General features: G+C 75.4%; 20 protein-coding genes. 11 read left to right on the top strand and 9 right to left on the bottom strand.

Annotated features, from left to right (window positions below; translation table 11 throughout):
• Positions 1–61 precede the first annotated feature (61 nt).
• From ABEA15_RS12245 to ABEA15_RS12235, 3 genes are all read right to left on the bottom strand, one after another.
• Positions 62–904 (bottom strand): SLC5/6 family protein, encoded by an 843-nt coding sequence (locus ABEA15_RS12245; protein WP_345556726.1) that lies wholly within the window; start codon positions 902–904, stop codon positions 62–64.
• A complete protein-coding gene (locus tag ABEA15_RS12240) occupies positions 901–1,884 on the bottom strand; it encodes an ABC transporter ATP-binding protein (protein ID WP_345556725.1) in 984 nt (327 codons plus the stop codon). Before ABEA15_RS12240 ends, ABEA15_RS12245 begins: the two co-directional genes overlap by 4 nt.
• A gap of 143 nt (positions 1,885–2,027) precedes the next feature.
• On the bottom strand, positions 2,028–3,845 hold the full coding sequence (locus ABEA15_RS12235; RefSeq protein WP_345556724.1) for a glycoside hydrolase family 15 protein: 1,818 nt from the start codon (positions 3,843–3,845) through the stop codon (positions 2,028–2,030).
• Between the two features lie 411 nt (positions 3,846–4,256).
• Here ABEA15_RS12235 and ABEA15_RS12230 point away from each other — a divergent pair, with 411 nt between their 5' ends.
• The 5 genes from ABEA15_RS12230 to ABEA15_RS12210 all read left to right on the top strand — a co-directional run bounded on the left by ABEA15_RS12230 (position 4,257) and on the right by ABEA15_RS12210 (position 14,488).
• Complete coding sequence (locus ABEA15_RS12230; protein WP_345556723.1) at positions 4,257–6,482, top strand: fibronectin type III domain-containing protein; 2,226 nt, start codon at positions 4,257–4,259, stop codon at positions 6,480–6,482.
• A gap of 44 nt (positions 6,483–6,526) precedes the next feature.
• Positions 6,527–7,540 (top strand): AAA family ATPase, encoded by a 1,014-nt coding sequence (locus ABEA15_RS12225; protein ID WP_345556722.1) that lies wholly within the window; start codon positions 6,527–6,529, stop codon positions 7,538–7,540.
• The gene (locus tag ABEA15_RS12220) at positions 7,540–8,685 is read left to right on the top strand and encodes a DUF58 domain-containing protein (protein WP_345556721.1); all 1,146 of its coding nucleotides are present in this window, start codon (positions 7,540–7,542) and stop codon (positions 8,683–8,685) included. Before ABEA15_RS12225 ends, ABEA15_RS12220 begins: the two co-directional genes overlap by 1 nt.
• Entirely contained in the window at positions 8,673–10,922 is a 2,250-nt protein-coding gene (locus ABEA15_RS12215; protein WP_345556720.1) for a transglutaminase domain-containing protein, read from the top strand. The genes ABEA15_RS12220 and ABEA15_RS12215 overlap by 13 nt, the downstream gene beginning before the upstream one ends.
• Positions 10,923–13,822: 2,900 nt before the next feature.
• Positions 13,823–14,488 carry a fibronectin type III domain-containing protein gene (locus ABEA15_RS12210; RefSeq protein ID WP_345556719.1) on the top strand — a complete coding sequence of 222 codons (666 nt, stop codon included), beginning with the start codon at positions 13,823–13,825 and terminating at the stop codon, positions 14,486–14,488.
• Positions 14,489–14,756: 268 nt separating this feature from the next.
• Here ABEA15_RS12210 and ABEA15_RS12205 read toward each other — a convergent pair whose 3' ends face one another.
• The 6 genes from ABEA15_RS12205 to ABEA15_RS12180 form a co-directional block, all read right to left on the bottom strand.
• Complete coding sequence (locus tag ABEA15_RS12205) at positions 14,757–15,257, bottom strand: hypothetical protein (protein ID WP_345556718.1); 501 nt, start codon at positions 15,255–15,257, stop codon at positions 14,757–14,759.
• A gap of 110 nt (positions 15,258–15,367) precedes the next feature.
• Entirely contained in the window at positions 15,368–15,829 is a 462-nt protein-coding gene (locus ABEA15_RS12200) for a hypothetical protein (RefSeq protein WP_345556717.1), read from the bottom strand.
• A gap of 100 nt (positions 15,830–15,929) precedes the next feature.
• Positions 15,930–16,502, bottom strand: coding sequence for a VldE C-terminal domain-containing protein (locus ABEA15_RS12195; RefSeq protein ID WP_345556716.1), 573 nt, complete (start codon positions 16,500–16,502; stop codon positions 15,930–15,932).
• Positions 16,503–16,569: 67 nt separating this feature from the next.
• Positions 16,570–17,184 (bottom strand): hypothetical protein, encoded by a 615-nt coding sequence (locus ABEA15_RS12190; RefSeq protein WP_345556715.1) that lies wholly within the window; start codon positions 17,182–17,184, stop codon positions 16,570–16,572.
• 69 nt (positions 17,185–17,253) lie between these two features.
• Positions 17,254–18,615 carry a C40 family peptidase gene (locus ABEA15_RS12185; RefSeq protein WP_345556714.1) on the bottom strand — a complete coding sequence of 454 codons (1,362 nt, stop codon included), beginning with the start codon at positions 18,613–18,615 and terminating at the stop codon, positions 17,254–17,256.
• A gap of 1 nt (position 18,616) precedes the next feature.
• Entirely contained in the window at positions 18,617–19,207 is a 591-nt protein-coding gene (locus ABEA15_RS12180) for a hypothetical protein (protein ID WP_345556713.1), read from the bottom strand.
• Positions 19,208–19,635: 428 nt separating this feature from the next.
• Here ABEA15_RS12180 and ABEA15_RS12175 point away from each other — a divergent pair, with 428 nt between their 5' ends.
• The 6 genes from ABEA15_RS12175 (at position 19,636) to ABEA15_RS12150 (ending at position 25,381) form a co-directional block, all read left to right on the top strand.
• The gene (locus tag ABEA15_RS12175; protein ID WP_345556712.1) at positions 19,636–20,166 is read left to right on the top strand and encodes a hypothetical protein; all 531 of its coding nucleotides are present in this window, start codon (positions 19,636–19,638) and stop codon (positions 20,164–20,166) included.
• 15 nt (positions 20,167–20,181) lie between these two features.
• Positions 20,182–20,520 (top strand): hypothetical protein, encoded by a 339-nt coding sequence (locus ABEA15_RS12170; RefSeq protein ID WP_344147323.1) that lies wholly within the window; start codon positions 20,182–20,184, stop codon positions 20,518–20,520.
• Between the two features lie 132 nt (positions 20,521–20,652).
• Positions 20,653–21,051, top strand: coding sequence for a hypothetical protein (locus ABEA15_RS12165; RefSeq protein WP_344147320.1), 399 nt, complete (start codon positions 20,653–20,655; stop codon positions 21,049–21,051).
• A 60-nt stretch (positions 21,052–21,111) separates the two neighbouring features.
• On the top strand, positions 21,112–21,525 hold the full coding sequence (locus tag ABEA15_RS12160) for a hypothetical protein (protein WP_345556711.1): 414 nt from the start codon (positions 21,112–21,114) through the stop codon (positions 21,523–21,525).
• A 71-nt stretch (positions 21,526–21,596) separates the two neighbouring features.
• Entirely contained in the window at positions 21,597–23,867 is a 2,271-nt protein-coding gene (locus ABEA15_RS12155; protein WP_345556710.1) for a TrbL/VirB6 family protein, read from the top strand.
• A 50-nt stretch (positions 23,868–23,917) separates the two neighbouring features.
• Positions 23,918–25,381 carry an SCO6880 family protein gene (locus tag ABEA15_RS12150; RefSeq protein WP_345556709.1) on the top strand — a complete coding sequence of 488 codons (1,464 nt, stop codon included), beginning with the start codon at positions 23,918–23,920 and terminating at the stop codon, positions 25,379–25,381.
• Positions 25,382–25,405: the final 24 nt, after the last annotated feature.

Raw genomic sequence — 25,405 nt, 5'->3', positions numbered from 1 at the left:
TGCGCGCGGCCGCGGCCCGGATGCCCGGGCCGCGGCCGCGCGCCGCTGCGGCGCCGCGCCCTCAGGCGTCGCGGACGCGCAGCTCGGTGCGCCCCGCGATCTGGGCGGCCACGGCCCAGCCCAGCACGGTGGCCAGGTTGACGGGGCCGTCGTGCGGCGCCGTGTAGAAGCCGACGTCCCCGGCGGCGTAGACCTCGACGGCGGCCGTGCCGGGCAGGTAGGCGGCGGCGTCGTTGAGCACCTGCATTCCGCTGAGCTGCAGCACCAGGGGGATGCCGAGGAGCAGCAGGAACCCGGCGCCGATGGTGCCCGCCGTGCCGCGCATCGCGGTGCCCAGGCCCACGAACAGCACCGCGAGCAGGGCTATGCACACGCCCGCGCCGAGCACCGTGGTGGCGGCGTAGCCGGCGTCGAGCGGGGCGTAGGAGCCGACGACGGCCCACAGCACGCCGATGCCCAGCGCGGTCGTCGCCGAGCCCGCGGCGAAGGCCAGGCCGGCGGTGACGGCCGTGCGCGCCGCCAGGACCAGCCCGCGCCGGGGCACCGTCTGCAGGGTCGCGGCGATCGCGCGGGTGGCGTACTCGTTGGTGGCGGCGATCGCCGAAAGCGTCAGCACCACGAACTGCACCAGGTAGAACACGCCCTGGGAGGAGAGCTGCGTGTAGGAGAACTCGCTTGCGGCGACGGGGTCCTCCGCGAACCGCTCGACCATGGAGATGCCCATGAACAGCGCGAACGCGGCCATTACGGCGAAGCCCAGGCCCACGCACCACCACGTCGTGCGCAGCGAGGCGAGCTTGGTCCACTCCATGGCCACGGCGCGGGCGAGCACCCGCGCCGTGGACGGGGCCGCGGCCGGGGCCGCAGCGGCGGTCCGGGCGGAGGGCGCTGCGGCGGCGGTCATACTTTCTCCTTTGCTGCTGCTGCTGCGTCCGGGCGGGCACCGGCGTCCCCGGTGCCCGCGGCGCCGCCGGTGAACTCGGTCGCCGTCTCGGTGAGCTCCAGGTAGGCCTGCTCCAGCGACGCCTCCTCGCGGTAGAGGGTGTGCACCCGCGCTCCGGCGGCGTGCGCGGCGTCGCCGACCTCCTCGGGCGTGAGCCCGCGGACCCGCAGCTCGCCGCCGCGGCCGGGCTCGACCTCCACCCTCCGGCGGGTCGCGCTGCGCGCCTCGTTCAGCCGCTCCGCCAGGAGCGAGGCGTCGGGCGTGCGCACGGTCGTCGTCGTGTGCGACCACGCGGCGATCACGTCGGCCATCGGCTCGTCGACCAGCAGCCGCCCGGCACCGACGACCACCAGGTGGTCGGCCACCAGCTGCATCTCGCTCATCAGGTGGCTGGAGACGAAGACGGTGCGGCCCTCGGCCGCGAGGTCGCGCACCAGCCGGCGGACCCACAGCACGCCGTCCATGTCCAGCCCGTTGACCGGCTCGTCGAAGACGAGGGCGGCGGGCTCGCCCAGCAGCGCGGCGGCGATGCCCAACCGCTGGCGCATGCCCAGCGAGAACCCGCCGATCCGCTTGCGGGCGACGTCGGCGAGGCCGACCTCCTCCAGCACCTCGGCCACGCGCGTGCGCGCCACGCCACCGCCGCGCGCGAGCGCGAGCAGGTGTGCGCGGGCGCTGCGACCGGGGTGGACCGCCGAGGCGTCCAGCAGCGCACCGACCGCGCGCGTCGGTTCGGGGATCTCGGCGTAGGGGCGGCCGCCGACCAGGGCGGTGCCCGAGGTCGGCCGGTCCAGCCCCAGTAGCAGCCGCATCGTCGTCGACTTGCCCGCCCCGTTGGGGCCGAGAAAACCGGTCACGCGTCCGGGCGGGACCTCGAAGGTGAGGTCGTCCACGGCGGTGGTCCCGCCGTAGCGTTTCGTCAGATGGCGTACTGTCAGCACTCCCGCGCCTTTCGTGGTCGTCGTCGTGCGACAGGCGACGCTACGGACGGGCGCCCGGGAGCACATCGGTTGTTCGTCGCCGCGCAGCTATGCCCAAGGGCATAGCCCGACGCGGGACAGGCGGGACAGGCGGGACCGCGGGCTCAGCTGCCGCTTCTGCCGCTGCTGGCGCGCTGCTCGACGGGGCCGGGCATGCGGTGCAGGTGGATGGCGGTGTTGACCAGTGCGATGTGCGACAGCGCCTGCGGGTAGTTGCCGACGAGCAGGCCGGATGAGGCGTCGAACTCCTCCGACAGCAGCCCGACGTCGTTGCACAGGCTCAGCAGCTTCTCGAACAGCTTGCGGCCCTCCTCCACCCGGCCCTGCATGATCAGGTTGTCCGCCAGCCAGAACGAGCACGGCAGGAACGCGCCTTCTCCCGGAGGCAGCGCGTCGACCTCGGGGGCGTCGCCGCCCATCCGGTAGCGCTGCAGCAGCCCGTCGTGCTCCAGCTCCTCGCGGATCGCCTCGACCGTGCCGAGCATCCGCTCGTCGTCGGCCGGCAGGAAGCCCACCGTGGGCAGGAGCAGCAGCGACGCGTCCGCCGCGGCGGATCCGTAGTACTGGGTGAACGCTCCGCGCCGGCGGTCGAAGCCGTTCTCGCACACGTCCTCGAAGATCTCCTGGCGCAACCGCCGCCAGCGGTCGGCCGGGCCGTCCAGCCCGAACTCCTCGATCGCCTTGACCGCGCGGTCCGCGGCCGTCCAGGCCATCACCTTGGAGTGGGTGAACTGCCGCGGACCGCCGCGCACCTCCCAGATCCCGTGGTCGGGGTCGCGCCAGTGCTCCTCCAGATAGCCCATCAGCGCCCGCTGCAGCTTCCAGACCGACTGCTCGGGCGGGATGCCGCGGTTGCGCGCCTGGTGCAGGGCGTCCATCAGCTCGCCGTAGACGTCGAGCTGCCAGTGCCGCGACGCCTTGTTGCCGGTGCGCACCGGGCGCGAGCCGGCATAGCCCGGCAGCCAGTCCAGCTCGACCTCGGGCAGGTGCCGCTCGCCCTCGATGCCGTACATGATCCGCATCTGCGAGGGCTCACCGGCCACCGCACGCAGCACCCACTCCCGCCAATGGGCGGCTTCGACCTCGTAACCGGAGTTCAGCAGCGCCAGCAGGGTGAACGTGGCGTCGCGGATCCAGCAGTAGCGGTAGTCCCAGTTGCGCACGCCGCCGGGCTTCTCCGGCAGCGAGGTGGTGGGTGCGGCGACGGTGCCGCCGCTGAGGGAGTAGGTGAGCGCCTTGAGCGTGATGAGGGAGCGCACCACCTGGCCGCGGTACTCGCCGTCGTAGTCGCAGTGTGCCGCCCACTCGCTCCACCAGCCGGCGGTGCGCGAGATCGCCTCGCCGACGTCGACGCTCCGGGGCGCCGGTGCGCGCGGGGCGACCCAGGCCAGCCGGAAGTCGGCGCGCTCGCCCTCGGCGACGGTGAACTCGGCCCGGGGCGTGGCGTGGTCGCCGAGATCGAACTCGACGTCGGAGTCCAGGTAGAGGGTGTCGGGGCCGGCGACGTAGTGCAGGCGGCGGTCGTGCTTGCGGGTCCAGGGGATGATGCCGCCGTAGTCGGGCCGCACCACGGCCTCGGAGCGCATCCGCACCCGCCCCCGCAGGCACTCGACCCGGCGCACCAGGTCGGGGTGCTCGTCGCGGACGGGCATGCAGTCGGTGACGCGCACGGTGCCCTCGGCGCACTCGAACTCGGTCTCCAGCACGAGGGTGTCAGGCCGGTAGCGCCGCCCCAGCAGCCGGTGCTCGCCGGCCGGCGCCATGCTCCAGTAGCCGTTGCCGGAGTCGCCCAGCAGCGCGGCGAAGCAGGCGCCGGAGTCGAACCGGGGCAGGCACAGCCAGTCGATGCTGCCGTTGGACCCCACCAGCGCCGCCGTCTGGGTGTCGCCGATCAGTGCGTAGTCCTCGATGCGCAGGGACACGCGGGAGATCCCCCTTCCGTGGTCCTCGGTGTTGTGGCCTGTACCGATAAGTGTTCCCGACGAAGCGGCCGAGTAGCGTCCCGCGACGCCCGCGCCCCGGGGGCGCCCGCCCTCCGCGGGCCTCCTCCGGGACGGCCGGTACCGGCCACCCGCGTCGGCTCGCAGGCCGGGCGCGCCCGCCCTCTGCCCCTGCGGGCGGAACCGTACCGCCTGAAGCGCCGTCGAATAGGCGGTCGCCGCGGCGGAGGGGGCGGACCGGCGGCTCCCGGGGGAGGCGCGGGCCGTTCCCGGTCCGGGTGCGCAAAAGCCGAATCCTCCGTACTATCGGGTCGAATTTCCCGCCGCCCGCGCCGACCGACGACGCGGCCGCGACCGCCGCGGGGCGCGATCCGGAGAGGGGAATGTGAGACCGTGCGCAGGCGCATCATCACGGCGTGGGCCCTGGCGCGGCGGTCCGCGTTCGCCGGGACCGCGCTGGCGCTGACGGTCGCGCTCGCGTGCACCCTGCTGGGCGCCGGCGCCCTCGGCCAGGCCGTGCGGCTCGCCGACGGCAATGTGTGGCTGTGGAACAGCCCGGACGGCCAGATCGCCCGCACCAACTCCCGAGACGGCCGCGTCGACCTGGCCACGCAGCTGCCCGAGTCCGCCGGTCACGACGTGCGCATCACCCAGACCGACGACCACCTCATCCTGCACGACCTCGACACCGGCCGGATGACCTCGATCGACCTGGCCACCCTCGCGTTCTCCGGACGCGCCGACCTGAGCCCCGAAGGCGACCTGTCGGTGGCGCTCGACGCCGGGCGCGGCGTCATCGTCGACCGGAAGGCGGGCGAGGTGCGCGCGGTCGACCCGGCGACGCTCACCGCCACCGGAGAGGCGCTGAAGCTTCCGGCGCCGCTGGTCGGGGGAAGGTTCGACGCGCAGGGGACGCTGTGGGTCGGCGCACCCAGCCAGGGAACGGTCACCGGAGTCCGGGTCGACGAGGGCGGCGCCCGCGCCGTCGAGACCGCCGAGGTCGCCGACCCGGGCGACGACGTCGCCATGACCGTGCGCGACCAGGGGCCGCTGGTCGCCAACCGCTCGGACGACACGATCGTGGAGGTGCGCGGCGGCGAGACCGCCGAAACCGACGCCCCGCTCGACCTCGCCGACGCGGTGCTGCCGCCCCGCACCCCCGGCGACCTCGTCGCCGTGACCCTGCCCGGCGCCGGCCGCATGCTGGCCCTGCCCGGCCCGCACGACGGCGGCGGGGCCGAGGTGCTCGACGCCGGGGACGTGGGCTCGGCCGTCGCGGTGCCCTATGAGGGCCGCGTGTACCTGCCGGACGAAGGCGGCCGGGTCCGCGTGTTCGAGGCCGACGGCGCCGAGGCGGACCCGATCAGCCTGGAGGGCGCCAGCGGGCCGCTCGGCTTGGAGGTGCGCGAGGGCTACCTGTTCGTCAACGCCCCCGAGTCCGGGACCGCCCTGGTCATCGGCCCCTCGGGCGACTCCGCGGAGGTCGACACCGCAGCGCCGCCCGGCCCCGGCGGCCCTGCCGAGTCCCCGGCACCGGGCGACGGCGGCTCCGGCGCCCCGGTCGAGGAACCGGGCGCCGAGGCGCCGCAGGAGCCCGGTCAGCGCCCGGACGACGGCGGCCCCGCCCCACTGCCGCCCGACGTCGACCCGGGCACCGAGCCCGAGCCCGGAACCGGCCCCGCACTGCCCGAGCCCTCGGCGCCCCCGGTCGCCCCGCTCGACCCCGGCGGCGCGGGCACGGACCCGCTCGGCGGACTGCACTCCGGCACCGGACAGACGGCGGCCGGCGCGCCGCCCGGCGCGCCGGTCCCGGTCTCGGCGTCGGTGGGCGAGGACGGCGTCACCGTCTCCTGGCAGCCGTCCTACTCCGCCTCTCCCGTCACCGAGTACGTCGTCAGCTGGGAGGACGGCAGCACCACGGTCTCGGGCGACCGGACCAGCGCGCTGCTGCCCGGGCTGGAGGACGGCGGTCCCTACCGGTTCCAGGTCCAGGCGGTCAACGCCTACGGCTACAGCGCGGCCGCCGCCTCACCGCAGGTCGCCGTCGGCGACGCGCCGCCCGCGCCCGGCGGGGTGTCCGCCGAGGCCACCGGCGCCCACACCGCCGAGCTCGAATGGGAGCCCGCGCCCGGCGCCGACGACTACGTCGTCTCCGCCGAGTCGGCGGACGGCGGGGTCGTCGTCCGCTCCACCTCCGAGACCGGGATCGAGCTCACCGGGCTGGCCGCCGGCCGGACCTACACCTTCTCGGTCGCGGCCCGCGGCGAGGACGGAGTGCGCGGCCTGCCCGCCGCGTCCGAGCCCGTCGCACTGCCGTTCCTGGACGCCCCCGAGGACGTGTGGGCCGCCACCACCGAGCAGGGCGGCGTCAACGTCTACTGGAGCCCGGTGGAGGGGGCCGCCGAGTACGTCGTCGAGCCCTCCGCGCCCGGACTGCAGGAGCGGCGCGTGACCGCGGGGGAACCCGTGACGGTCGGCGGCGAGCCCTACCAGAGCACCGTCTACGGCGACGCCGCCGGCTGCAGCGCCTTCGCGGTGCGCGCCGTCGACTCCGACGGCAACACCAGCCTCCCGAGCACCCCCGACGACCAGGGCAGGTCCGCCTGCCGATCCAGCTGAGAGCCGGTCGGAGCAGACCGCACGAGCGACCCGAGGACGCGCCAGTGACCACCACCACGAGCACCGACGACACCGCAGGCCGCGGCACGCTCTCCTCCGCCGAGGCCTCCGAGCACGCCGCCGCGATCACGGCGCTGGCCAACACCGCCGGATCGGCGGTCCTCGGCGGTGCCGACACCGTGCGCATGGCCGCCGTGGCGCTGCTGTGCCAGGGACACCTGCTGCTGGAGGACGTGCCCGGAGTGGGCAAGACACGGCTGGCCCGCTCGCTCGCCGCCGCCGTGGGCGGCGAGCACCGGCGCGTCCAGTTCACCCCCGACCTGCTGCCGGCCGACCTCACCGGCGTCAACGTGTTCAACCAGGCCAGCGGCGCGTTCGACTTCCAGCCCGGGCCGATCTTCGCCAACGTGGTGGTCGCCGACGAGATCAACCGCGCCGCACCCAAGACCCAGGCGGCGCTGCTGGAGGTCATGGAGGAGCGGCTCGTCACCGTCGACGGGGTCCGCTACGTCGCGCCCGACCCGTTCCTGATCGTGGCCACCCAGAACCCCGTGGAGTTCGACGGAACCTACCCCCTGCCCGAGGCCCAGCTCGACCGCTTCCTCATGCGGCTGTCGCTGGGCTACCCGGACGAGGCCGCGGAGATCGCGATCATGCGGCGCCGGGGCCTGCCCGACCCCGACGACCTGCGCCCCGCCGCCGACGCCGCCGGGCTGGAGCGGCTGCGCGCGGCGGGCGAGCGGGTGCACGTGGGCGACGCCGTCTACGCCTACATCCGCGCGGTCGCCGACGCCACGCGCAACCACCCGCGGCTGCGGCTGGGCCTGTCGCCCCGCGCGACCGCCGCCCTCGCCCACGCGGCCCGCCACCTCGCGCTCGCGCTCGGGCGCCCCTACGTCATCCCCGAGGACGTCGAGCGCCTGGCCGCGCCGGTGTGGGCGCACCGCCTCGTCCTCACACCCGAGGCGCAGGTCGGCGGCGCGAACCCGGCCGACCTGCTCTCCGAGGTGCTGCGGCAGGTGCCCGCGCCCCAGCCCGATGCAGTGGTGGGCGGCTGATGCCCACACAGCGGGGATGGGCCGTGGCCGCGGCCGGGCTGGCGCTGCCGGCCCTGGGCGCGCTGCTGCAGTACCGCGCCCTGGTGCTGCTGGGCGCGCTGGCCGCGGCCGCCGTCGCGTGGGCGGCGCTGACGGCCCTGTGGCGCCGGCCCGCCGGTGCGCGGGCGCACCGGGCGCCGGCCGTGGAACGCACGTCCCCCGGCGAGGACGTCGACGTGTCGGTCATCGTCGAGGCCGCCCGGATGCGCGGCCCGGTGCTGCTCGCCGAGCGGATCGGCCAGGACTCCGGCACCCGGTGGCTCGGCCTGGGTCCGGTCGCCCCCGCCCGCGGCGGCGGCGCCCTGCGCGCCGGCTACCGGCTGACACCCGCGCGCCGGGGCGTGATCGAGCTCGGGCCCCTGAGCGTCCGCGCAACCGACCCGCTCGGCCTCGCCTCCGCCGGCACGAGGGCCGGAGGGAGCCGCCTGCTGTACGTCCACCCCCATTGGGAGCGGCTGCGCGCGCTGCCCGCCGGGCTGGACACGGCGCCCGAGGGCGGCCTGGACAACGGGCGCAGCGGCACCCAGACGTTCCGCGGACTGCGCGACTACGCCCCGGGCGACGACATCCGCCACGTGCACTGGCGCCGCACCGCGCGCGCCGGTCGGCTGCTGGTGCGCCAGTACTCCGACACCGCCCAGACCCGGCTGGCGGTGCTGCTCGACGACCGCGCCGAAACCCAGGACACCGCGGGTCTGGACGCCGCCGCCGAGGCCGCCGCCTGCGTCGTGGCCACCGCGCTGCACCACCGGGTGGCCTGCACCCTCACCCTGGCCAGCGGCGCCGCCGCCCACGAGCGGCTCGGCCTGGCCGCCATGCTCGACCTGCTCGCCGCGGCCGCCCCCGTGCCCGGCGCCGACCTGGCCGCACGGGTGCGCGCCCTGGGCGAGGGCCCGGTCGGCGGCGCCGCCGTGCTGATCGGGTCGCGGCTGGCGGCGGCGGACCTGCGCCCCTTCGCGGCCTCCGGCGAGACGGCGCACCGCCGCGTCGCCGTCCACGTGGGAGAAGGCCCCGAACCCGAGCCCGTGGTCGGCGTGTCGTCGGTGGCGGCGCGGTCGGCGGCGGAGTTCCGGTCCGCGTGGAATGAGGCGCCATGGACACGCTGACGCTGCGCCGCACCGCCGATCCGGCCGGGCCCGGCGGCCGTGGCGGATCGCGTGTGCTCACCCGCACGGGCGCGGGAGCCGTCGCCGCGGCCTGCGCGGCAGGTGCGGTCGCCGCCGCTCCCGGCTACGCGTCGCCTCTCGGCGCCGCCGTCGCCCTCGTCCCCTGGGCCCCGGCCGCGGTCGCGCTCACCCTGCTCCTGCTCCGGCGGCTGTCGCCCTTCGCCGCGCTGCTCACCGGCGCCGCCGCGGCCCTGGCGGCCACACTCCCGCTGGCGCTGGCGGCACCGGGCACCCGGGGCGACCCGCTCGCCGACGTGGTCGGCGCCCTGCCGAACGCGGGCGCGCGCATCCTCGGCAGCGTGCCGCCCCTGCCGGTGATGGTGGACACGCTGCTGCTGCCCGCGCTGGCCACCTGGCTGGGCGGGGCCGTCGCCGCCTTCGCCTGGGCCTCGGGCCGGACGCTGACCGCGCTGCTTCCCGGCGTGCTGCTGCTGACCGGCGGCACCGCGCTGAGCGCCTCCGCGCCCGCTGCGCTGTGGGCGGCCGCGCTGCTCGCCGCCTCGGCGGGCACGGTGCTCGCCCTGTCGGCGGCGGCCGCGGGCCCCGGAACCCTCGCGACGCCCGGGCTGTACGCCGAGGCGGCACCGCCCGGGCGGTCGGGGCCCGGCGGCGGCCGCTGGGCCATGCGCATCGGCGCCTGCGTCGCCGTTTGCGCCCTCGCCGCCGCTGCCGCGCCCGCCGCCTTCGCGCCCTGGCAGGCGCGGCCGCTCGACCCGCGGGCGGGAGTGCGTCCGCAGGCGGTCCCCGAGGCCGCGCCCAACCCGCTGGGCTATCTGTCGATCTGGGCGGCCAACCCCGACACCCCGCTGCTGGAGGTCGAGAGCAACCGCGCCACCGTGCTGCGCTGGGTGGCCCTGGCGGACTTCACCGGCACCACCTGGCTGCCCGAGAGCCGCTACCGCACCACCGGCCGCGTGCTGCCCGCGCCCGAGCCCGCCGCTCCGCACGCCACCCGCCAGGAGGCCGCCGTCACCGTCACCGGCCTGCCCGGGCCGTGGCTGCCCGTCGTCGGTGCGCCCCGCTCCCTCGACGCGCCGGGCGCCGCGTTCGACGCCGCGTCGGGCACCGCGGTCCTCGCGCGCGGCGACGCGTCGGGGTTCGCGTACACCGTCAGCGGCGACGTCGCCCAGTGGCGCGCCGCCACCCTGGCCGGGCGCGGCGTGCCCCGGTCGGCCGCGTTCGACGCGTACCGCTACCTGCCCGAGGAGCTGCCGGAGGAGATCGCCGGCATCGCCGCCCAGGCCTCGGCCGACGGCGGAGCCTACGACCGCGCCGTCCGCCTGGCGCGCTACCTGCGCACCGGCTACACCTTCGATCCGGGGGCGCCCAGCGGGCACGGGCTCGCCGACCTGCGGCGGCTGCTGGTCGAACCCGGCCGGCAGGGCGGGGGAGGCACCTCCGAGCAGTTCGCCTCCGCTTTCGCGGTCCTCGCCCGCGCGGCGGGGCTGCCCAGCCGCGTCGTCGTCGGCTTCGGGCCCGGACAGCGCGGCGACGGCGGCACGGCCACCGTGACCACCGGAGACGCCATCGCCTGGGGTGAGGTCTACTTCTCCGGGGTCGGCTGGGTGCCCTTCGACGTCACTCCGGGCGGCCGCGAGGAGGGCGGGGACCCCGAGGAGCCGGCCGCGGCCGAGGCCGAGGACCGCGGTCCGCACTCGGTGGGGACCGAACCGGAGGGCGGGGACTGGGCGCCGGCGCCGGACGCCTCGGCGCAGCGTCCCGACGACGCGGCCCGCGTGTGGCTCGCTCCCGGCACGGCCGCCGACGCCGCGGCCGTGGCGGCGCTGCTCGTCCTCGCGCTGCGGATGCGCCGCTCGCGCCGCCGCCTGGCCGCCGGGCGCCCGCCCGGCGAGACGGTCCTGGGCGCGTGGCGCGAGTTGCGCGAGAACCTGCGGCTGGCCGGGACGGGCGGGCTGGCCGGAAGCACGGTCACCGGGGTGATCAGGGCGGCCGCGGGCGCCGACCCCACGGGGGAGGGCGTGCGCCGGCTGCGCTCGCTGCACCGGTGCGTCAACGACCTCGCCTTCGGCCCGACCGGGAGCGTCTCCCACGAGCGGGCCGGGCGGGCCGCGGAGGAGGTGCGCGGGTACGTACGCGACCTGCGCGCGGGACAGCCGCGGGCGCGGCGCTGGAGTTGGTGGCTGGATCCGCGACCGCTGTTCTGGCGCGGACGATAGAGGGGCGAAGGGGGCAGACGATGGCGGCCGACGAGTCCGCGCCCGAGGTACCGGGTTACCGGATCACCGGACTGGTGCGCGAGACCGAGCGCTGGCGGCTCTACCACGCCAGGTCCGAGCGGACCGGCGAGGCCGTCCTGGTGCGCGCGCTGCGCGGGGACGGCGGCGGTGACCAGCCGCCGTACGCCCTCTGGCGCGAGGAGCCGCCGGACTCCTATGCGGCCCTGGTCGAGCGGGAGGGGCCGCTCGCCCCGGAGCGCGCCGCCGACGTGGGACTTGCGGTCGCCGCCGAGCTGGAGCCGCTGCACGAGGCGGGCATGGTCCACGGGGACATCGCGCCGCACCGGCTGCTGTTCCGGGGGTCCAGCGCGGAGCTCGCCGCGAGCAGGACCGCCGGGCAGCGGGACGGGGCGCCGTTCCCGCCGCTGGCCCCGGACGCGCGCCCGGCGGCGCACCTGCCGCCGGAGGCGTTCGCCGGAGGGCGCCAGTCGCCGCGCTCGGACGTCTACCTCCTGGCGTCGGCGCTGTGGACCCTGCTGACGGGCCGCCCGCCGCTCGCCTCCGGTGAGGGGGAGGACGGACCGGGCGCCGGCGCCGAGGCGACGGGCGAGCGCCGGCGCCGAGCCGTTCCTCCGGAGCCTCCGCCGGCCGGGACGCCGACCGCGCTCGTCGAGGTCCTGGAGACAGCCCTGGCGGAGGACCCCGCCCAGCGGCACGCCGACGCCCGCGCCTTCGCCCGCGCACTCGAGGCCGCCCGCGGCCAGGCGCCCCCGCGCCCCCGCTCGGGCAGCGGCGCGGCGGCGATGGGGGCCGGGACGGCGGAAGCCGGTGTCGGAACTGCGGAACGCGACGCCGCGCAGGCGGCGGCCGCTGCGGCGGAGGCGGGTGTCTCGGCCGAGGCGCCCGGTGCGGCCGCTGCGGCGGAGGCGGGCCTTGCGGAGGAGGCGGTCGGGGCGGTCGGGGCGGCCGCGGAACCGGCGCCGGGCGATCCGAGCGCAGGTGACCCCGCGCACCCCCGATTCCCCCATGACCCGGCCCGCTCTGAGCGGGACCGCGGCGCGTTCCCGGAGGCCGGGGGCCCGGCGGCCGAACAGCACACAACGGCCGAGCACACGACGGCCGAGTCACCCGCCCCGCCGTGGGAGCCGAGCGGCGATGGGCCGGCCGAGGACCGGCCGGTGGCGTCCGAGCCGGGGCTGGCCGACACCCCGGAGGGGGTGACGGAGCCTGGCGGGCCCTGGGGAGGGGCGGGAACCGGGCGCGAAGAGCCGGACGTGCCGCCCAGCGCGGACGGGGACACGACAGATCCCCAGGCCGGCGTCGGGAAGGCGACCGAGACGGATTCAACGGAGCCGGCGGAGCCGTCGACCGATCGTGGCTCCGTGGGCTCGGCGGGCGCGGTCGGCGGAGCGACCGAAGCGGTCGGAGCAGGATCCGCCGGCGCGAGGGCGGACGAAGCCTCGGCAGCCGCCCTCGCGCGGGAACTCGCGCAGGCCGAGGTGGACGGGGACTTCGATGGCGCGCCGCCGGCGTCCGCAGCGCCCCGGCAGGATGCGGAGCGGGGCACCGACTCGGAGCCCGAGGAGTCCGGCACAGCCGGGTCGGCCGAGAACGGTGAGACGGGTCCGCGGCAGGACGTCGGCGGCCTGGCGGAGGAGTCGGGCGCGGCGGCCGAGCGGGACACGGAACCGAGTGGCCTCGACGAGCGCGCCGACGCCGCCGGGCGACCGGCCGAGCATGCGCCTGCCGCCGGTACCGGGCCCACTCCGGGTGCGGGCGGGGCCGAAGCAGGCTCCGCCTTCGAGGGGCGGCATGAGACCGGCGTGGCGGGAGGCCGCGAGCGTCCGACCGACCGATACGCCGACGCCTGGTGGAACCGACCGGCCCAATCCGCCGAGGCCCCGAACCGTGGGGCTGAGTCCCGTGCCGGGTCGGGGACTGATGCCGGACAGGACTCCTCGGAGTATGGCGACGGACGTGCCGCCGGTTCGGCGGGCGGGTCTGCGGCCGCTGCGTGGCCGCAGGAGGCGCCGTCCGAAGCAGCGGATCCGGTGAGCGGGGACGGTGCGTCCTTCGGCGCCTCCGACCGCCGGGGCGGCGGCGATGACACGGGCGGCGGCGCGGCCGTTGAGGGAGGCCCAGTAATGTCGGGGCCGCTGGATGCGGGCTTCGACGAGTACGGCGCCGGCGAGACGGCGGACGCGGGCGAGCACGCCGTCTTGGGGGAGGCCGCCGCCCGACAGGCCTTTTCCGAGCGAGACGAACGGCCTGCCGGTGATGCGGCGGGCGGCGCGCGATCGGAAGAGCCGCCGTCGGGTGCTGTGAGCGGGGACGGTGCGTCCTTCGCATTCGTTGAGCCTGACTCCGGTGCTGGTGAGGCGGCCGCCGCTGGCGGTGCCGATGACGCCGGCGTCGGCATAGGGGGCGGGGAGGCTGTCGGCGAGGGCGTCGAGAGTCTTGCCGCCGGTTCTGCGGCCGCCGCGTGGCCGCAGGAGCCGCCTTCTGAAGCGTCGGATGTGGCGAGTGGGGACGGTGGGTTTGCCGGTTCCTGGGGACACCCGGGCGACGGCGTCGGCTCGGGCGTTGGCGAGAGGGTCGCAGGCGGCGGTGTCGGTGATAGTGCAGGTGGCGCCGCGCCGGGTGGTGTTCCGCGACCGGGTGGACCGGTCGTCTCGGAGTCTGGCGGAGGTACCGCTGAAGGTCCTGCGAGCGCTGTTGGGGGCGGTGCGCGGTCGGAGGAGGCGGCGGCGGGTGCGTCAGGGCTCGTGAGTGGCGGTGGTGAGTCCTTCGGTTCCTCGGGCCGCTCGGGCGAGCGATCGCCGACCGATTCGGCGGCCGCCGCCGGCGGGGTGGAAGGGGACTCCGGTCTCGCTGCGAGTGCGCAGGGTGGCGGAGGGGCGGTGCGCTCCGTTGCTCCGGCTTCGGTAGGCGCCGCCGGCGACGGGACCCTGCCGAGCAGTGCGCACCGCCCCGATGCGGAGCCCCGGGTTCCCGCCCACGCGCCGGACAGCGGTCCGACCGAACAGGGACACGGCGACGCGGCTCCGCCGGACGGGGGACGCCCGTCCGGCGACCGCTACGCCTTCGCCCGGGTGCTCGTCACCGCGGTCCTCGCCGCCGGGATCGCCGTCGCCCTCGTGGGCGGTGCGGCTCTGGGCGTGGCGTGGTGGATGGGCTCGGGTGCGGTCGGAGGCCGGCAGGCCACCGACCCCACCGCGCAGCCCCGCGGCGAGGCTTCCGCGCCGATCCCGCCGTCCCTGCCGCCGCAGGCGTCGGAGAACCCGGCGCTGGCGCCGACGGACGTGCGGATCGTCTCCGACGAGGGCAACACGGTCACCCTGTCCTGGACCGACAACACCTCCGGCCGCGCCTCCTACCACGTGGTCGGGGGGCCGGTGGGCACCGCGCCGTCCACGCTCGCCGAGGGGGAGCCGCTGTCCACCCGGATCACGATCACCGGGCTCAACCCCTCGTTCGACTACTGCTTCACCGTCATGGCGGTGGCCAGCGTGGACGAGGTCGCCCCGTCCGAGAACGCCTGCACCCAGCGGGCGAGCGACGTCTGACCGGGCGGGTGCGGGGCCTCGCCCGCCGTCCGCCGGTTCGGCCGCCCCCACCCTCTCGCCCTCCCGGTCGAAGCCCCCGGGCCGGTGCTGCGGGGGCTTCCGAGCGGCCGCCAATCGGGCCCGGGGCGGCATGGGCAACGGAACCGGGGCGGCTCGTCACGGGCGGCTGCAACACCCCCCGGTTCGGGGCCCGGCGCCCGGGCCCGGACGCGGTCCGTCCTGCGGGCGGTGCGTCCGGGCCCGGGGTGCCGTCACCGGGGCGCCGGGGTCAGCGCCGCGCCTTGCCCACCCTCAGGGTGCGGTGACTCGGACTGTCCATCGGCGACTCCGGGCCGCCGCCCTGGCCGGTGGTGGACATCTCCATCAGTTGTCCCACCAGCCCGAGCGGGTTGCCCCAGGCCAGCTCGAAACCGCCTCCGGCGGAGGCCCCTTGCTGCTGCCCCTGCCCTTGGTCGCCGTAGTACTCCAGGTCGTTGTCGAACCTGTAGGTGTTCCCGTTGTTCCTGCGGTCGTCGTTGTTTCCGTTCCCGTTCCGGTCGTTGTCGCCGTTGCTGTTGTCGTCGCCGCCCTTGTTGCCGCCACCGCGCTTCACCTGCACGATGCTGCCGGAGAAATCGGTCTTCCCCGCCGTGTCGGCCTGCACGACCGACGCGTCGGCCGTGCTCACCGTCGTGAAGGTGTCGTCGTATTCGCGTTCGTAGCGTTCGTTCAGATAGGGCTGGTTGAACTCGTCGAGGATGTTGGGCGCGGACTGCGCGGGTGTCACCATGCGGTTCTCCTCACGGCTCTCCTCACAACTCCTTCACGCTTCCTTTCACGGACTCCTCCGGCGGCGGCCGGGCGGCCGCCGCGCAGCGCCCCTTCCGGCCGCGCGGGCGGTCACAGGGTCTGGACCTGGGCCGCCTGCAGCGCCAGCCCCTTGTCGTCGCCGGAATAGGCGGCCGTCACGGGGCTGAACCCGTCCGGGATCATCGCTGTGCGGCTGACGAACTGGGCGTCGGGGATCTCGTTCCCTTCCTTGGCGCGCAGCTCCCGGTCGGACTGGTCGGGGACGCGGCCGGCGTACTGCACGTCGCCCTGGCCCCTGTCGTTCGCGTCGGCCAGTGCCTGGATCGCCGCCACGAGCAAGCCGGCGATGGCGCCGAGAGGACCGAAGTTCCCCAGGGCGCCCAGGATCGAGTTACCTTCGCTCGATTCGGCGGCCTGCTGCTCCTCCTGCTGCTGTTCTTCGTCGTCGCCGGACATCTCGTCGACCGCCCAGTCGACCGCCTGGTCGGTGACCGCTCCCGCGACAGCGCTGCCGATGGCTATGCCGGCGGCGGCGAGAAGTGGGAATGGCATGTCTCCTCCTTTCCGTCGTGCCTCGTCGTGCATTCGCACCTCCGGTGCTCCGGAGGGGTCTGGAAGCGCGTGTCGCGAGACGCGTGGCGATGGACGCGCGTCAGTAGCGGAAGGACACGTGCACGTGGTCGTAGTGGTTCTGGGTGTTGCTGCCGCGGTTCTCCATCGGCCTCCAGCAGCTCTGCGCGAAGGAGCCGGCGCCGGTCTCGCCCACGCACGTCGGGTCGCCCTCTGCCGGGTTCCAGATCCGCTGGTGCCAGATCACGTACTTCACGCCCATCTGCCGGTGGTTGCGCATGAGCCAGCGCGACAGCTCGAACCCGACCGCGTTCTGCGCCGCGGTGCCCCGGCTGCCGTCGACGTTGGTCATGTAGTCGCAGGCCTGACCGGTGCCGTGGTCGGGCGGCCCGGCGCGGTAGCAGCCGCGCCAGCCCGGCTTGTCGAACTCGGGGAAGGCCGCGAGCGTGGCCTTGTAGCCGTTGCAGGTCAGCTCCGTCACGCGGCCCGCCGAACCGCAGTCGACCAGGGCACCACCGGGATCGATGTCGCCCGCCCTATAGCCGATCTGCTGTGCGCGGTCTCCCCCCGTGCCGCCCTCCGTGCCCGCGCCGAAGGTGTCGATCGCCTGCGCACCGGCCACGGCGGCGAACACCGCGGCGAATCCGAGGGTCAATCCGGCTCCGAGGCTCGCCCGTCCGGCCTCGGGGCCGCGCACGCGGGCGCGGCGGGTGCGGGCCACCTCAGATCAGCCCCTCGCCGCGCATCGCCTCGATGTCCTGGGTGTCGCTGACCCCCATGACCAGCCAGGCGCCGCCGTCGCGGCGCAGGGACACCTGGTAGGTGCCCAGCTCCAGCGGTTCGCCGCCGCTTCGGCCGCTCCCGCCGCCGGCCGGTTCGGCCGACAGCACGAGCTCCACGGTGATCGCCTCGGCGCTGACCATGGGCGCCACCCGCGCCTGGGCCGCACCCTCGGTCGGCTCCGCCCGTTCGGCCAGCCGGCGGTGGAGAGCGAACGCCGCCGAGCCCTCGACGTCCAGGGTGCGGGCGTAGCCGGAGTCGGCGCCGGAGCGCAGACCGTCGAAGTAGGCGGCCTCGCCGGCGGAGGGGTCGAAGGTGCCCATCCGGCGGGCGTGCTCGGTCGCGGCGCGAAGCGCCCGCTGGAACTCCCGCTCGGACACCGGCATCAGCTCGTCCATCGAGGCCTCCGGCCCCGAACCGCCGGGCTCCGCGGCCGGCGGCGCGCCGGGCTCCGGTGCGCCGCCCAGCCGCGTCACCCCGAAACCCGCCACCAGCGCGAGCAGGACCACGATCAGGGCCACCGCCAGCCGGTCGCGGCTCAGCAGGGGGGTTCTCATGCTGGGCCACCTTCCTGTTCGCGGCCCGGTCGTTCGCGACGGCGGGTCCGCAGGGCTCGGGGACCGCTCTCAGACCTGCTCAACAGCGTCCTCCTCGGCGGAGTCGTCGGCGGGGAACAGGTGGCTGACGCGGACGATGGTGCGAAACTCCGGCTGGCTCCACACGCCGGAGTCGTACTCGTGCTCGTGGATCTGGGCCCACCGGTCGACGCTGGAGCTGTAGGCCTCGATCACCATCAGCCGGCCGTCGCGGCGCCCGGTGACCATGGAAACGTGCGTCGGCATGCCCGATCCGTTGCGGCCGGTGAGGATCATGTCGCCGGGCCGAATCTCGTCCCAGGTCACGCGCTTGGCTTCGGACATCCGGAACATGGTGTTCGTCGTCCAGCGGTGGTCGACGTAGCGCTGCGGCAGCCCCGCCGCCTTGTAGGCCTCCCAGAGCAGGCCCGAGCAGTCGTAGCCGTTGGGGCCGACTCCGCCCCACACGTAGGGCTTGCCGCGCTGGTTCCGCGCGAACTGGATCACTTTCTCGACCGCTGTGCCGTTCAGCGCGCCGTCGGAGCAGTCCGTCCGGGTGCCGTTGGGCGGAGCGACGGTGAAGTCCCCGCCGCTGTACTGGGCGGCCTTGGCGCTGACCGCCTGCTGGTAGGCGCCGCCCTGCCCCGAGCCGTGGTAGCGCCCGACCGCCCACTCGATGCTGTGGCCGCGGTCCATCCAGTAGCGGAGGAAGCCCGCCGCCGAGTGCACCGCGTCGGCGGGATCCCACACGTTGACCCGGCCGTCGCCGTTGCCGTCGACGCCGAACCACTGCCCGTTGGTGCCGGGCGCGGCGGTGCGCTCGGACGCGGGCTGGTCCGCCTCGCCGCCCCAGGTGTTGCCGGCGTCGCCCAGCGGGCCGCCGGTCTTGTTCGTGACGGGGTGCTTGATGCCGAACTGGAGAGGGCCGGCCGCGCCGGCGGGGTTGGCGGTGCCGTAGACGATGCCGGTCGGCAGCCGGCCGAGTCCCGGGTAGGCGGCGTTGTCGGCGATGCGCCCGTGGTTGGTCTCGCGCCACGACAGCCCGGCCACGTACTCCCAGGGGACGTTGAAGTGGTCGCCCGCGTCGCGCGCGTACCCCAGGAAGTTCTCCGGGATGGAGTCCGCGGAGGCGTCGCCGGTGTAGCCGCCCAGCGAGGTCGAGCAGCCGCCGCCCGGTCCGCCGCCGAACCCCAGGTAGTCGAAGATCTCCGGGCCGCTGACCACGACCAGGGTCGAGCCCATGAACAGGCTCGCCCCCAGGCTGTAGGAGAGCGTGCTGCGGCCGAGGTCGCTCAGCCGCGCCCGGCGGATCCGGGCGAACCGGCTGCGCAGCGCCCGAGCGAGCGCGCCCGGCAGCGCCCGTGCCCGCGCGGCGGGCCGGGGCCCGCCCCTGCGCCGATCGCGCGCGCCCACCTCAGCGCGCTCCGGCGTCGCCCAGCGCGGCGTCGTGGAAACCGCTCACCCGCCAGCCGCCGCCGCGCTCGGCGACCGTGGCGGCGTACTCGAAGCGGCGCTCGGCGCCGCCGGACGCCGTGACGTCGGCGCGGACCACATAGGTGACGCTGCCTTCCGCCAGGTCGCGGATTCCGGTCACCTCGGTCTCGACGTCGGCCTCCTCGGCCGACGCGGTCGGCACCGGCTCGCCCTGCACCGGCGGGGCCGCACCCTCCTGGGCGAGCATGTCGGCGTAGCCCGGGGTGGCCAGCTCCGCCAACCGGTCGCCGCGGTCGGCGCCGCCCCCGAAGTAGGCGGCGGTGAACTCACGGGCGACGCCGGCGGCCTCCTGGAGATCGGCCTCGGAGTCGGGCAGCAGCGCGGCGACGTCGACCTCGCCGCCGCGTCCGCCCGGGTCCGCGGCGGGGCCGCCCGGGTCGGCGGAGGGCGCGGGGCTTTCGGCGCCGCCGGAGGAGAGGCGCATCACGGCGAACCCGGCGGCCAGCGCGATGACGATCACCGCAGCCGCGGCAAGCGCGATCCGCCGGGAACCCTGGTTGTCGTCGTTCACGGTCGCCTTTCTTCCGCATTCCCGAAGAATTTTGAAGAACGGTGTGCGGTTTCTCGTGTTCCGTTATCCGGGACCGGGTCGAACGGAAATGAATCCGCACGGACCCGGATCCGGTTCCGCGGACACTTCGGACCCCCGGAAGGCGGTCGGGGGTTCCGGGGAAGGGTGTCCGCAGGCGGACACGAATTCCTCGGGAAAAGCGGGAACCATCCCCGCCTCCGCTGCGTCACGCGCACTCGCATGCGCCCGCGCGCAGAACGTGGAAGCAGGTTCCCGCAGGTGGCGAGGGTGTGGAAAAAATTCTTCGAGAATGCGGAACCGCAGAGGAATGGGAGTCCGTCTATCGCGGGTGACGACGGGCACCGGCGCCCGTCGCTGGTGATCTTCGAACGGTCCGCGAACAGCGGCGTGAACGAAAGGGGAGCGACGTGGCCGTGGAACTCGGTCGGCGCCTGGGCCGCGAGCCCGGCATCCGCGGCGCGCCGGCGGCGGAGGCGCCGCCGGTGGACGCGGTCGTCCTGGGCTGCCACGGCGGAGCCGGCGCCACCACGCTGGCGGAGCTGCTGCGAACGCCGTGGGACCTGGGCCGATACGAGCCGGGCACCCGGCGCATCGAGACGTTCGGCCGTCCGCTGGTGCTGGTGGCGCGCGACAGCGCACCCGCCTCGGCGCGGGCGGTCGAGGCGGTCACCGGAGTCGCCGAGTCCGGGGCGGCGATCGCCTGCCTGGTGGTCGTCGCCGACGGGTCCGGGCCCGAGCCGCGCGAGGCCGCGGCCCGGATCCGGCTGATCGAGGACCGGGTGGGCGAGATCGTCCGGCTGCCGTTCGCGGCCGGGATCCGCTACGCGGACGCCGCCGACGTGGGGAAGGTCGACCTGCCGAAAAAGGTCGAGCGGGCCCTGTCCAGAATCCGGTCCGCGTGCGGAACAGGCGGGTCTGGCGATTATGGGCACGAATGAGCGAGGAGTAGAAGTATGAACCTTTTTCTGGCGGGTTACGTCAAGGCCCAATCGGCGGCCATCATCGCGTTCAACACCACGCTTAAGGACTACGAATGGGGTGAGGGGATCAGCATCCCCTCGGGTGCGATGAGCTCGATCAACACCCTTTTCATGTGGGGGCGGGGCGTCGTCGTGGTCATCGGCATCATCGGCGTGCTGTTCTGCGCCGGGAAGATGGCGGTCGGCAAGTTCGGGCGTTCGGACCTCGCCGCCGAAGGCGTGGGCGGCCTCGTCTGGACGATTCTCGGCATCTCGCTGATGCTCATCGCCATTCCGGCGATCACCTTGCTGCTTCCGGCGCAGCAGGCGTGACCCGCGGCACCCGTCCGTGCGGCCCGCCCGGCGTTCTTCCGCCGCGCGCGGCGCGGCGCGCCCGATGACACCGCCGGCGGCCGTGCGCCCCGCCGCCGGCACCCATCCACTGCAACCAGCGCGGAGGACGGCGTGAACGCCCTGCTGTACACCTCCATCGCGGTCCACGGCGCCGCGCAGCGCGCGGTCGACGCCGCGGGACCGCTGCCCCTGACCTGGAACCCCGAGCCGCAGCTGCCCAGCCAGGTGCTCCCGGCCCTGGACCAGATCTTCGCCTGGGGCCGCGGAATCGTCGCGGTCATCGGGATCATCGGCGTCCTCTACTGCGCCGGGAAGATGGTCGTCGGCAAGAGCGGCCGCTCCGACCTCGCCGCCGAGGGCGTGGGCGGCCTGCTGTGGACGTTCATGGGGATCTTCCTCATGCTCGTCGCCGTCTCGGTGGTCACGATGCTGCTCTCCACCCCCGCGGACGAACCCGAGTACCCGATGCCGACCTACGAGCCCGACCCCGAGTTCACCGGAACCGTGTGATGCGACGGCCCGCAGGCCCTTTCGGCGCAGACGATCCTCACCGAGCAGCCAGGTGATGCCATGAACGACCGATCGGCCCCCGTACTCGCCGCCCGCGCCTGTCCCGAGGTGGACGGCCAGGAGCTGTGGATCTCCTGCGGCAACACGATCCTCGGCTGGGTCATGGGCCTGGGCGCGGCGATCGCGGTCATTGCGCTGCTGATCATCGCCGGGAAGATGGTGCAGGCCAACTTCACCGGCGACCCCTGGATCGCCGCCCGCGGCATGGGTGAGCTGCCGTGGGTGCTGCTGGGCGTCGTGCTGCTGATCGTGGCAGCCCCGATCGTGGCCGTTCTGCTCCAGGCCGGCGGAGGCGGCGGCGGGGACGGCGGGACGCGCTGGGTCGAGTACACGCGTGAACAGGATCCCGGCGAGCCGCCGGACGACGGCGGCGGCGACAACAGCGACAGCGACGACCAGCCCCGGACCATCTAGTCCGCGCCATCGAGTCCGCGCCATCCGCGGCCCGCCCCAGCCCTCTCACGAGCCCCTGAGCAGGAAGTGCCATGTCCCTTCAGCAGATTTCCGAAGACGTCGGCGAGCTGATAGCGCCGGCCATCGAGGGCATCTTCAACATCCTCTGGGACAACCCGGCGGTCGACAACAACAACGACCTCGCCGGCAGCGACGGGATCTCCGCCTTTCAGGACCTCGTGTTCCCCCTGGTCACGCTGCTGGCCACCGCCGGACTGCTGGTCGCGGCGATCCGCCTGCTGTGGCACCGGCGCCTCGACCCGATGATGGACACCGTCAAGGCGCTGCTGGTGCTGGTGTTCACCACCTTCGCCGGGATCTTCGTGATCCAGGGCGTGGTCGACTTCTGCGACTCGCTGGCGGGGTACCTGCTCGCCAACGGGGTCGCGGCCAACTTCGGCGCCGAGCTCGGCAACGACCTGACGGACATCCCCGAAGGCGACGTGCTCAAGGGCGGCTTCCGCCTGCTGCTGGGCGTCCTCGTCGGCATCGCGGTGGTGGTCGGCGCCGTCATCCAGATCGTCGCGCTGTACTACACCCAGGGCGTCATCTACATCTGCGCCGCCGTGCTGCCCCTGGCCGCGGGTGCGGCGATGCTGCCCGGTCCCGGTACCAACATCTTCTCCAAGATCATGGGCTGGCTGATCGGCTCCATCCTGTACAAGCCGGTCATCGTCCTCATCTACGCGCTGGGCTTCGTCTTCTACGCCGAGTCGCGCGGCGACACCGACGGCACCTTCCAGTACTTCCTCGGCGTGGCGCTGATCCTCATCGCAACCGGTGCGCTGCCGATGCTGTGGAGCCTGCTCGGCACGATGGCAACCAAGCTCACCGGCGGTGCCATGGCCTTCGGCGCCGGCGCGGGCGCCTCCTCCGCAGGAGCAGGAGGCGGCGCGCAGCCCTCCGGCGTTCCGGGGTCCTCCAGCGGCGGGGTCTTCGGCGCGAGCACGGCGGGGCACGGTGCCGGGAGCCGGGCGGCCACCGTCGACCAGGGCCTGCCCTCGGCCTCGGCCATCTCCACGTCCGGCGGCGGCGGAGGAGGCGGACTGGCGGCGGGCGCCGCCACGACCGCTGTCAGCGCCGGAGCCGGGGCGGGCGGAGCGGGGACGGAAACGGTCGGCGCGGCCGGGGGCGGCGGCGCCGACGGCGGTGGAACCGGAGGCGGTGGAACCGGAGGCGGAAGCGGCGGTTCCGCGGACAGCGCGGCCTCGCCCGACGGCGCGCGCGACTCGGGCGCGGACACGCCGGGCGGCCAGGCAGGCCACGCCTCGGCACAGGACGGCCAGGGAGCCGACACCCCGGGCGGCGCGGGCGACTCCGGCGGCTCCGCGCTGCCGTCGGGTGCCGGTACGACCGCGTCCGGCAGCGCCTCGGTCACCTCGGCGTCGAACTCGGGCGGCATCTCGGGCGGCGCGCCGTCCGGCGGCGCCGTCCCGGCGGGCGCCTCAGGAGGCTCGGCCACCTGGGGTGCGTCCGGCGCGGGCGGCGCCGACGGCACCGCACCGGCGTCGACTGCGGCCACACCCTCCGGCGCCGCCGACCCGAGCCAGTTCTCGGCGCCCGCCGCCGCCGGCGGCGGTTCGGCAGACACCGGTGGGTCGTCGTCGGTGCCGACGCCGTCGGGTGCGGGCCAGCCGGGCCAGAGCATCCAGTCGGCCTCCTACAGCGGTGGCGCGTCGGGCGGCGGGGCGACCGCGGCTTCGGGCGGCGGTGCGCCGACGCCCTCGGGTGCGGGGCAGCCGGGGTACGGTTCGGCCCCCACCGCCGCCGACAGCGGCGCCCCTTCCGGCGGCTCCGCCGCGCCGGCCACGACCCCCACCCCCACGGGCGCCGACCGGCCCGGCGGCACCACGGCGGCACCGGGCGCGACCGGCGGCGCGGGGGACTCCGGTGGGTCGTCGTCGGTGCCGACGCCGTCGGGTGCGGGCCAGCCGGGCCAGAGCATCCAGTCGGCCTCCTACAGCGGTGGCGCGTCGGGCGGCGGGGCGACCGCGGCTTCGGGCGGCGGTGCGCCGACGCCCTCGGGTGCGGGGCAGCCGGGGCACGGCTCGGCCCCCACCGCCGCCGCCGGAGGCGCGCCCTCCAGCGGCTCCACCGGGGCGCCCACCCCCTCCGGCGCGGCGCAGCCCGGCGAGTCCGGCGCCCCCGGCCCCCCAGGGCCCTCCGGCGCGGCGGTGCCCGTATCCGGAGCGCCCGCCTCCGCACCGGCCTCCGACGCCCCGCCCGCGTCCGCCGACTCCGGCGCCGTCGCCGACGGGGCCTCCGGAACCGACGCCGACCAGCCGCCCTCCGGGGCGCTGTAGCCCGGGCCGCCCACACAGGACACGCACGATCCAGACCGAGGACGGGACACATGACACTGCGGACCTACGGCGGGTGGCGCCGCAAGCGCAGCATCGGCCTGCTGGGGCTGGGCTTCATCCCCACCATGATCCTGATGGGCTGCCTCATCGCGCTCATGCTCGTGGCCTTCGTCGACCAGCGCTACGCCGCCTACCTGGTGCCGCCGCTCGTGGTGGTCTTCGGCGTCGCGCTCGTGCCGGTCCAGGGCACCTCGCTGCTCGCCTTCATCCTCACCCGGCTGCGGTGGTGGTGGGCCACCGTCCGCGGACGCACCCGCTACCGCGCCGGCGTCCTGGTCGAGCACCCGCGCGCCCTGCAGCTGCCGGGCGTGCTCGCCCCCATCACGCTGCTCTCCGCCGAGGACGGGCGCGGCGGCCGCTTCGGCATCGCCTGGAACCGGCGCCTCGGACACATGACGGCCACCCTGAAGGTCTCCTCCAACTCCGTGTGGCTGGCCGAGACCGGCGACGTCGACACCTGGGTGGCCAACTGGCACAACTGGCTGGCCGGGTTCGGCTACATGCCCTGGGTCCCCTGGATCGCGGTGACCGTCGAGTCCAGCCCCGACCCCGGCGACACGCTGCGCGACCAGGTCGCGGCAGCGGTCGACCCCCAGTCGCCGCAGGCGGCCCGGCGCATCCTCGGTGAGCTGGTCGCGCTGGCGCCCGCCGTCAGCGCCGAGGTCGAGACCCGCATCTCCGTCACCTTCGACCCGCGCCGGTTCCCCACGCCGCCCAAGGGGCGCCTGGAGGCCGCCGCCGAGTTGAACAACCTGCTCAACCAGATCGAGAACGGGCTCGGCGGGTGCGGCGTCAGCGTCGTCGGGCGCGCTCGGCCCGAGGAGATCGTCGCCGTCGTCCGCAGCGCCTACGACCCCGCCGCCCGCGGCGCCGTGGCGCAGCTGCTGGAGTCCGGCGGCGCGATCGAGACCGACAACTGGTCGGAGGCCGGCCCCATCGCCGCCGAGACCCTGCACGACCGCTACGTCCACGACAGCGGCACCAGCGTGGCCTGGGTCTGGCAGCAGGCGCCGCGCACCCACGTCACCAGCACGGTGCTGTCCCAACTGCTCGCGCCCACCCGCTGGACCAAGCGCACCACCCTGCTGTTCCGGCACTGGCCGGCCTCCTCGGCGGCGCGTGCGCTGGAGGGCCAGAACACCGCAGCGCAGTACAAGAGTGAGATGTCGGCCCGGCTGCGCCACCGCGTCAGCGCCCGCGACAGCCAGGACCTCGCCTACGCGCGCCAGGCCGCCCAGGAGGAGACGCTGGGCGCGGGCCTGGTGCAGATGAGCCTCTACGCCTCGGTCACGGTCGAGAACCCCGACGAGCTCGACCGCGCGGTCTCCCACACCGAGTCCTCGGCCGAGACCTCCCGCATCCGCCTGCGGCGGGCCTGGGGCAGCCAGGACGTCGTCTTCGCCACCACCCTGCCGCTCGGCATCTGCCCGCCCTACCTCGCACAGCGCAACTGAACGAGCCCAGAGCCAGGAGACGCC

Source organism: Streptomonospora halophila (genome assembly GCF_039542725.1).
Lineage (GTDB): Bacteria > Actinomycetota > Actinomycetes > Streptosporangiales > Streptosporangiaceae > Streptomonospora > Streptomonospora halophila.
Note: the sequence above shows the minus strand (reverse complement) of the source record. Positions and strands in the feature narration are given on the sequence as shown.

Excerpts from the sequence above, each read along its gene's own strand:
- ABEA15_RS12220 (WP_345556721.1), top strand. The coding sequence starts at position 7,540 with ATGCCCACACAGCGGGGATGGGCCGTGGCCGCGGCCGGGCTGGCGCTG.
- ABEA15_RS12160 (WP_345556711.1), top strand. The coding sequence starts at position 21,112 with ATGAACGACCGATCGGCCCCCGTACTCGCCGCCCGCGCCTGTCCCGAG.
- ABEA15_RS12190 (WP_345556715.1), bottom strand. The coding sequence starts at position 17,184 with ATGAGAACCCCCCTGCTGAGCCGCGACCGGCTGGCGGTGGCCCTGATC.
- ABEA15_RS12170 (WP_344147323.1), top strand. The coding sequence starts at position 20,182 with ATGAACCTTTTTCTGGCGGGTTACGTCAAGGCCCAATCGGCGGCCATC.
- ABEA15_RS12215 (WP_345556720.1), top strand. The coding sequence starts at position 8,673 with ATGGACACGCTGACGCTGCGCCGCACCGCCGATCCGGCCGGGCCCGGC.
- ABEA15_RS12245 (WP_345556726.1), bottom strand. The coding sequence starts at position 904 with ATGACCGCCGCCGCAGCGCCCTCCGCCCGGACCGCCGCTGCGGCCCCG.
- ABEA15_RS12205 (WP_345556718.1), bottom strand. The coding sequence starts at position 15,257 with ATGGTGACACCCGCGCAGTCCGCGCCCAACATCCTCGACGAGTTCAAC.
- ABEA15_RS12155 (WP_345556710.1), top strand. The coding sequence starts at position 21,597 with ATGTCCCTTCAGCAGATTTCCGAAGACGTCGGCGAGCTGATAGCGCCG.
- ABEA15_RS12150 (WP_345556709.1), top strand. The coding sequence starts at position 23,918 with ATGACACTGCGGACCTACGGCGGGTGGCGCCGCAAGCGCAGCATCGGC.
- ABEA15_RS12200 (WP_345556717.1), bottom strand. The coding sequence starts at position 15,829 with ATGCCATTCCCACTTCTCGCCGCCGCCGGCATAGCCATCGGCAGCGCT.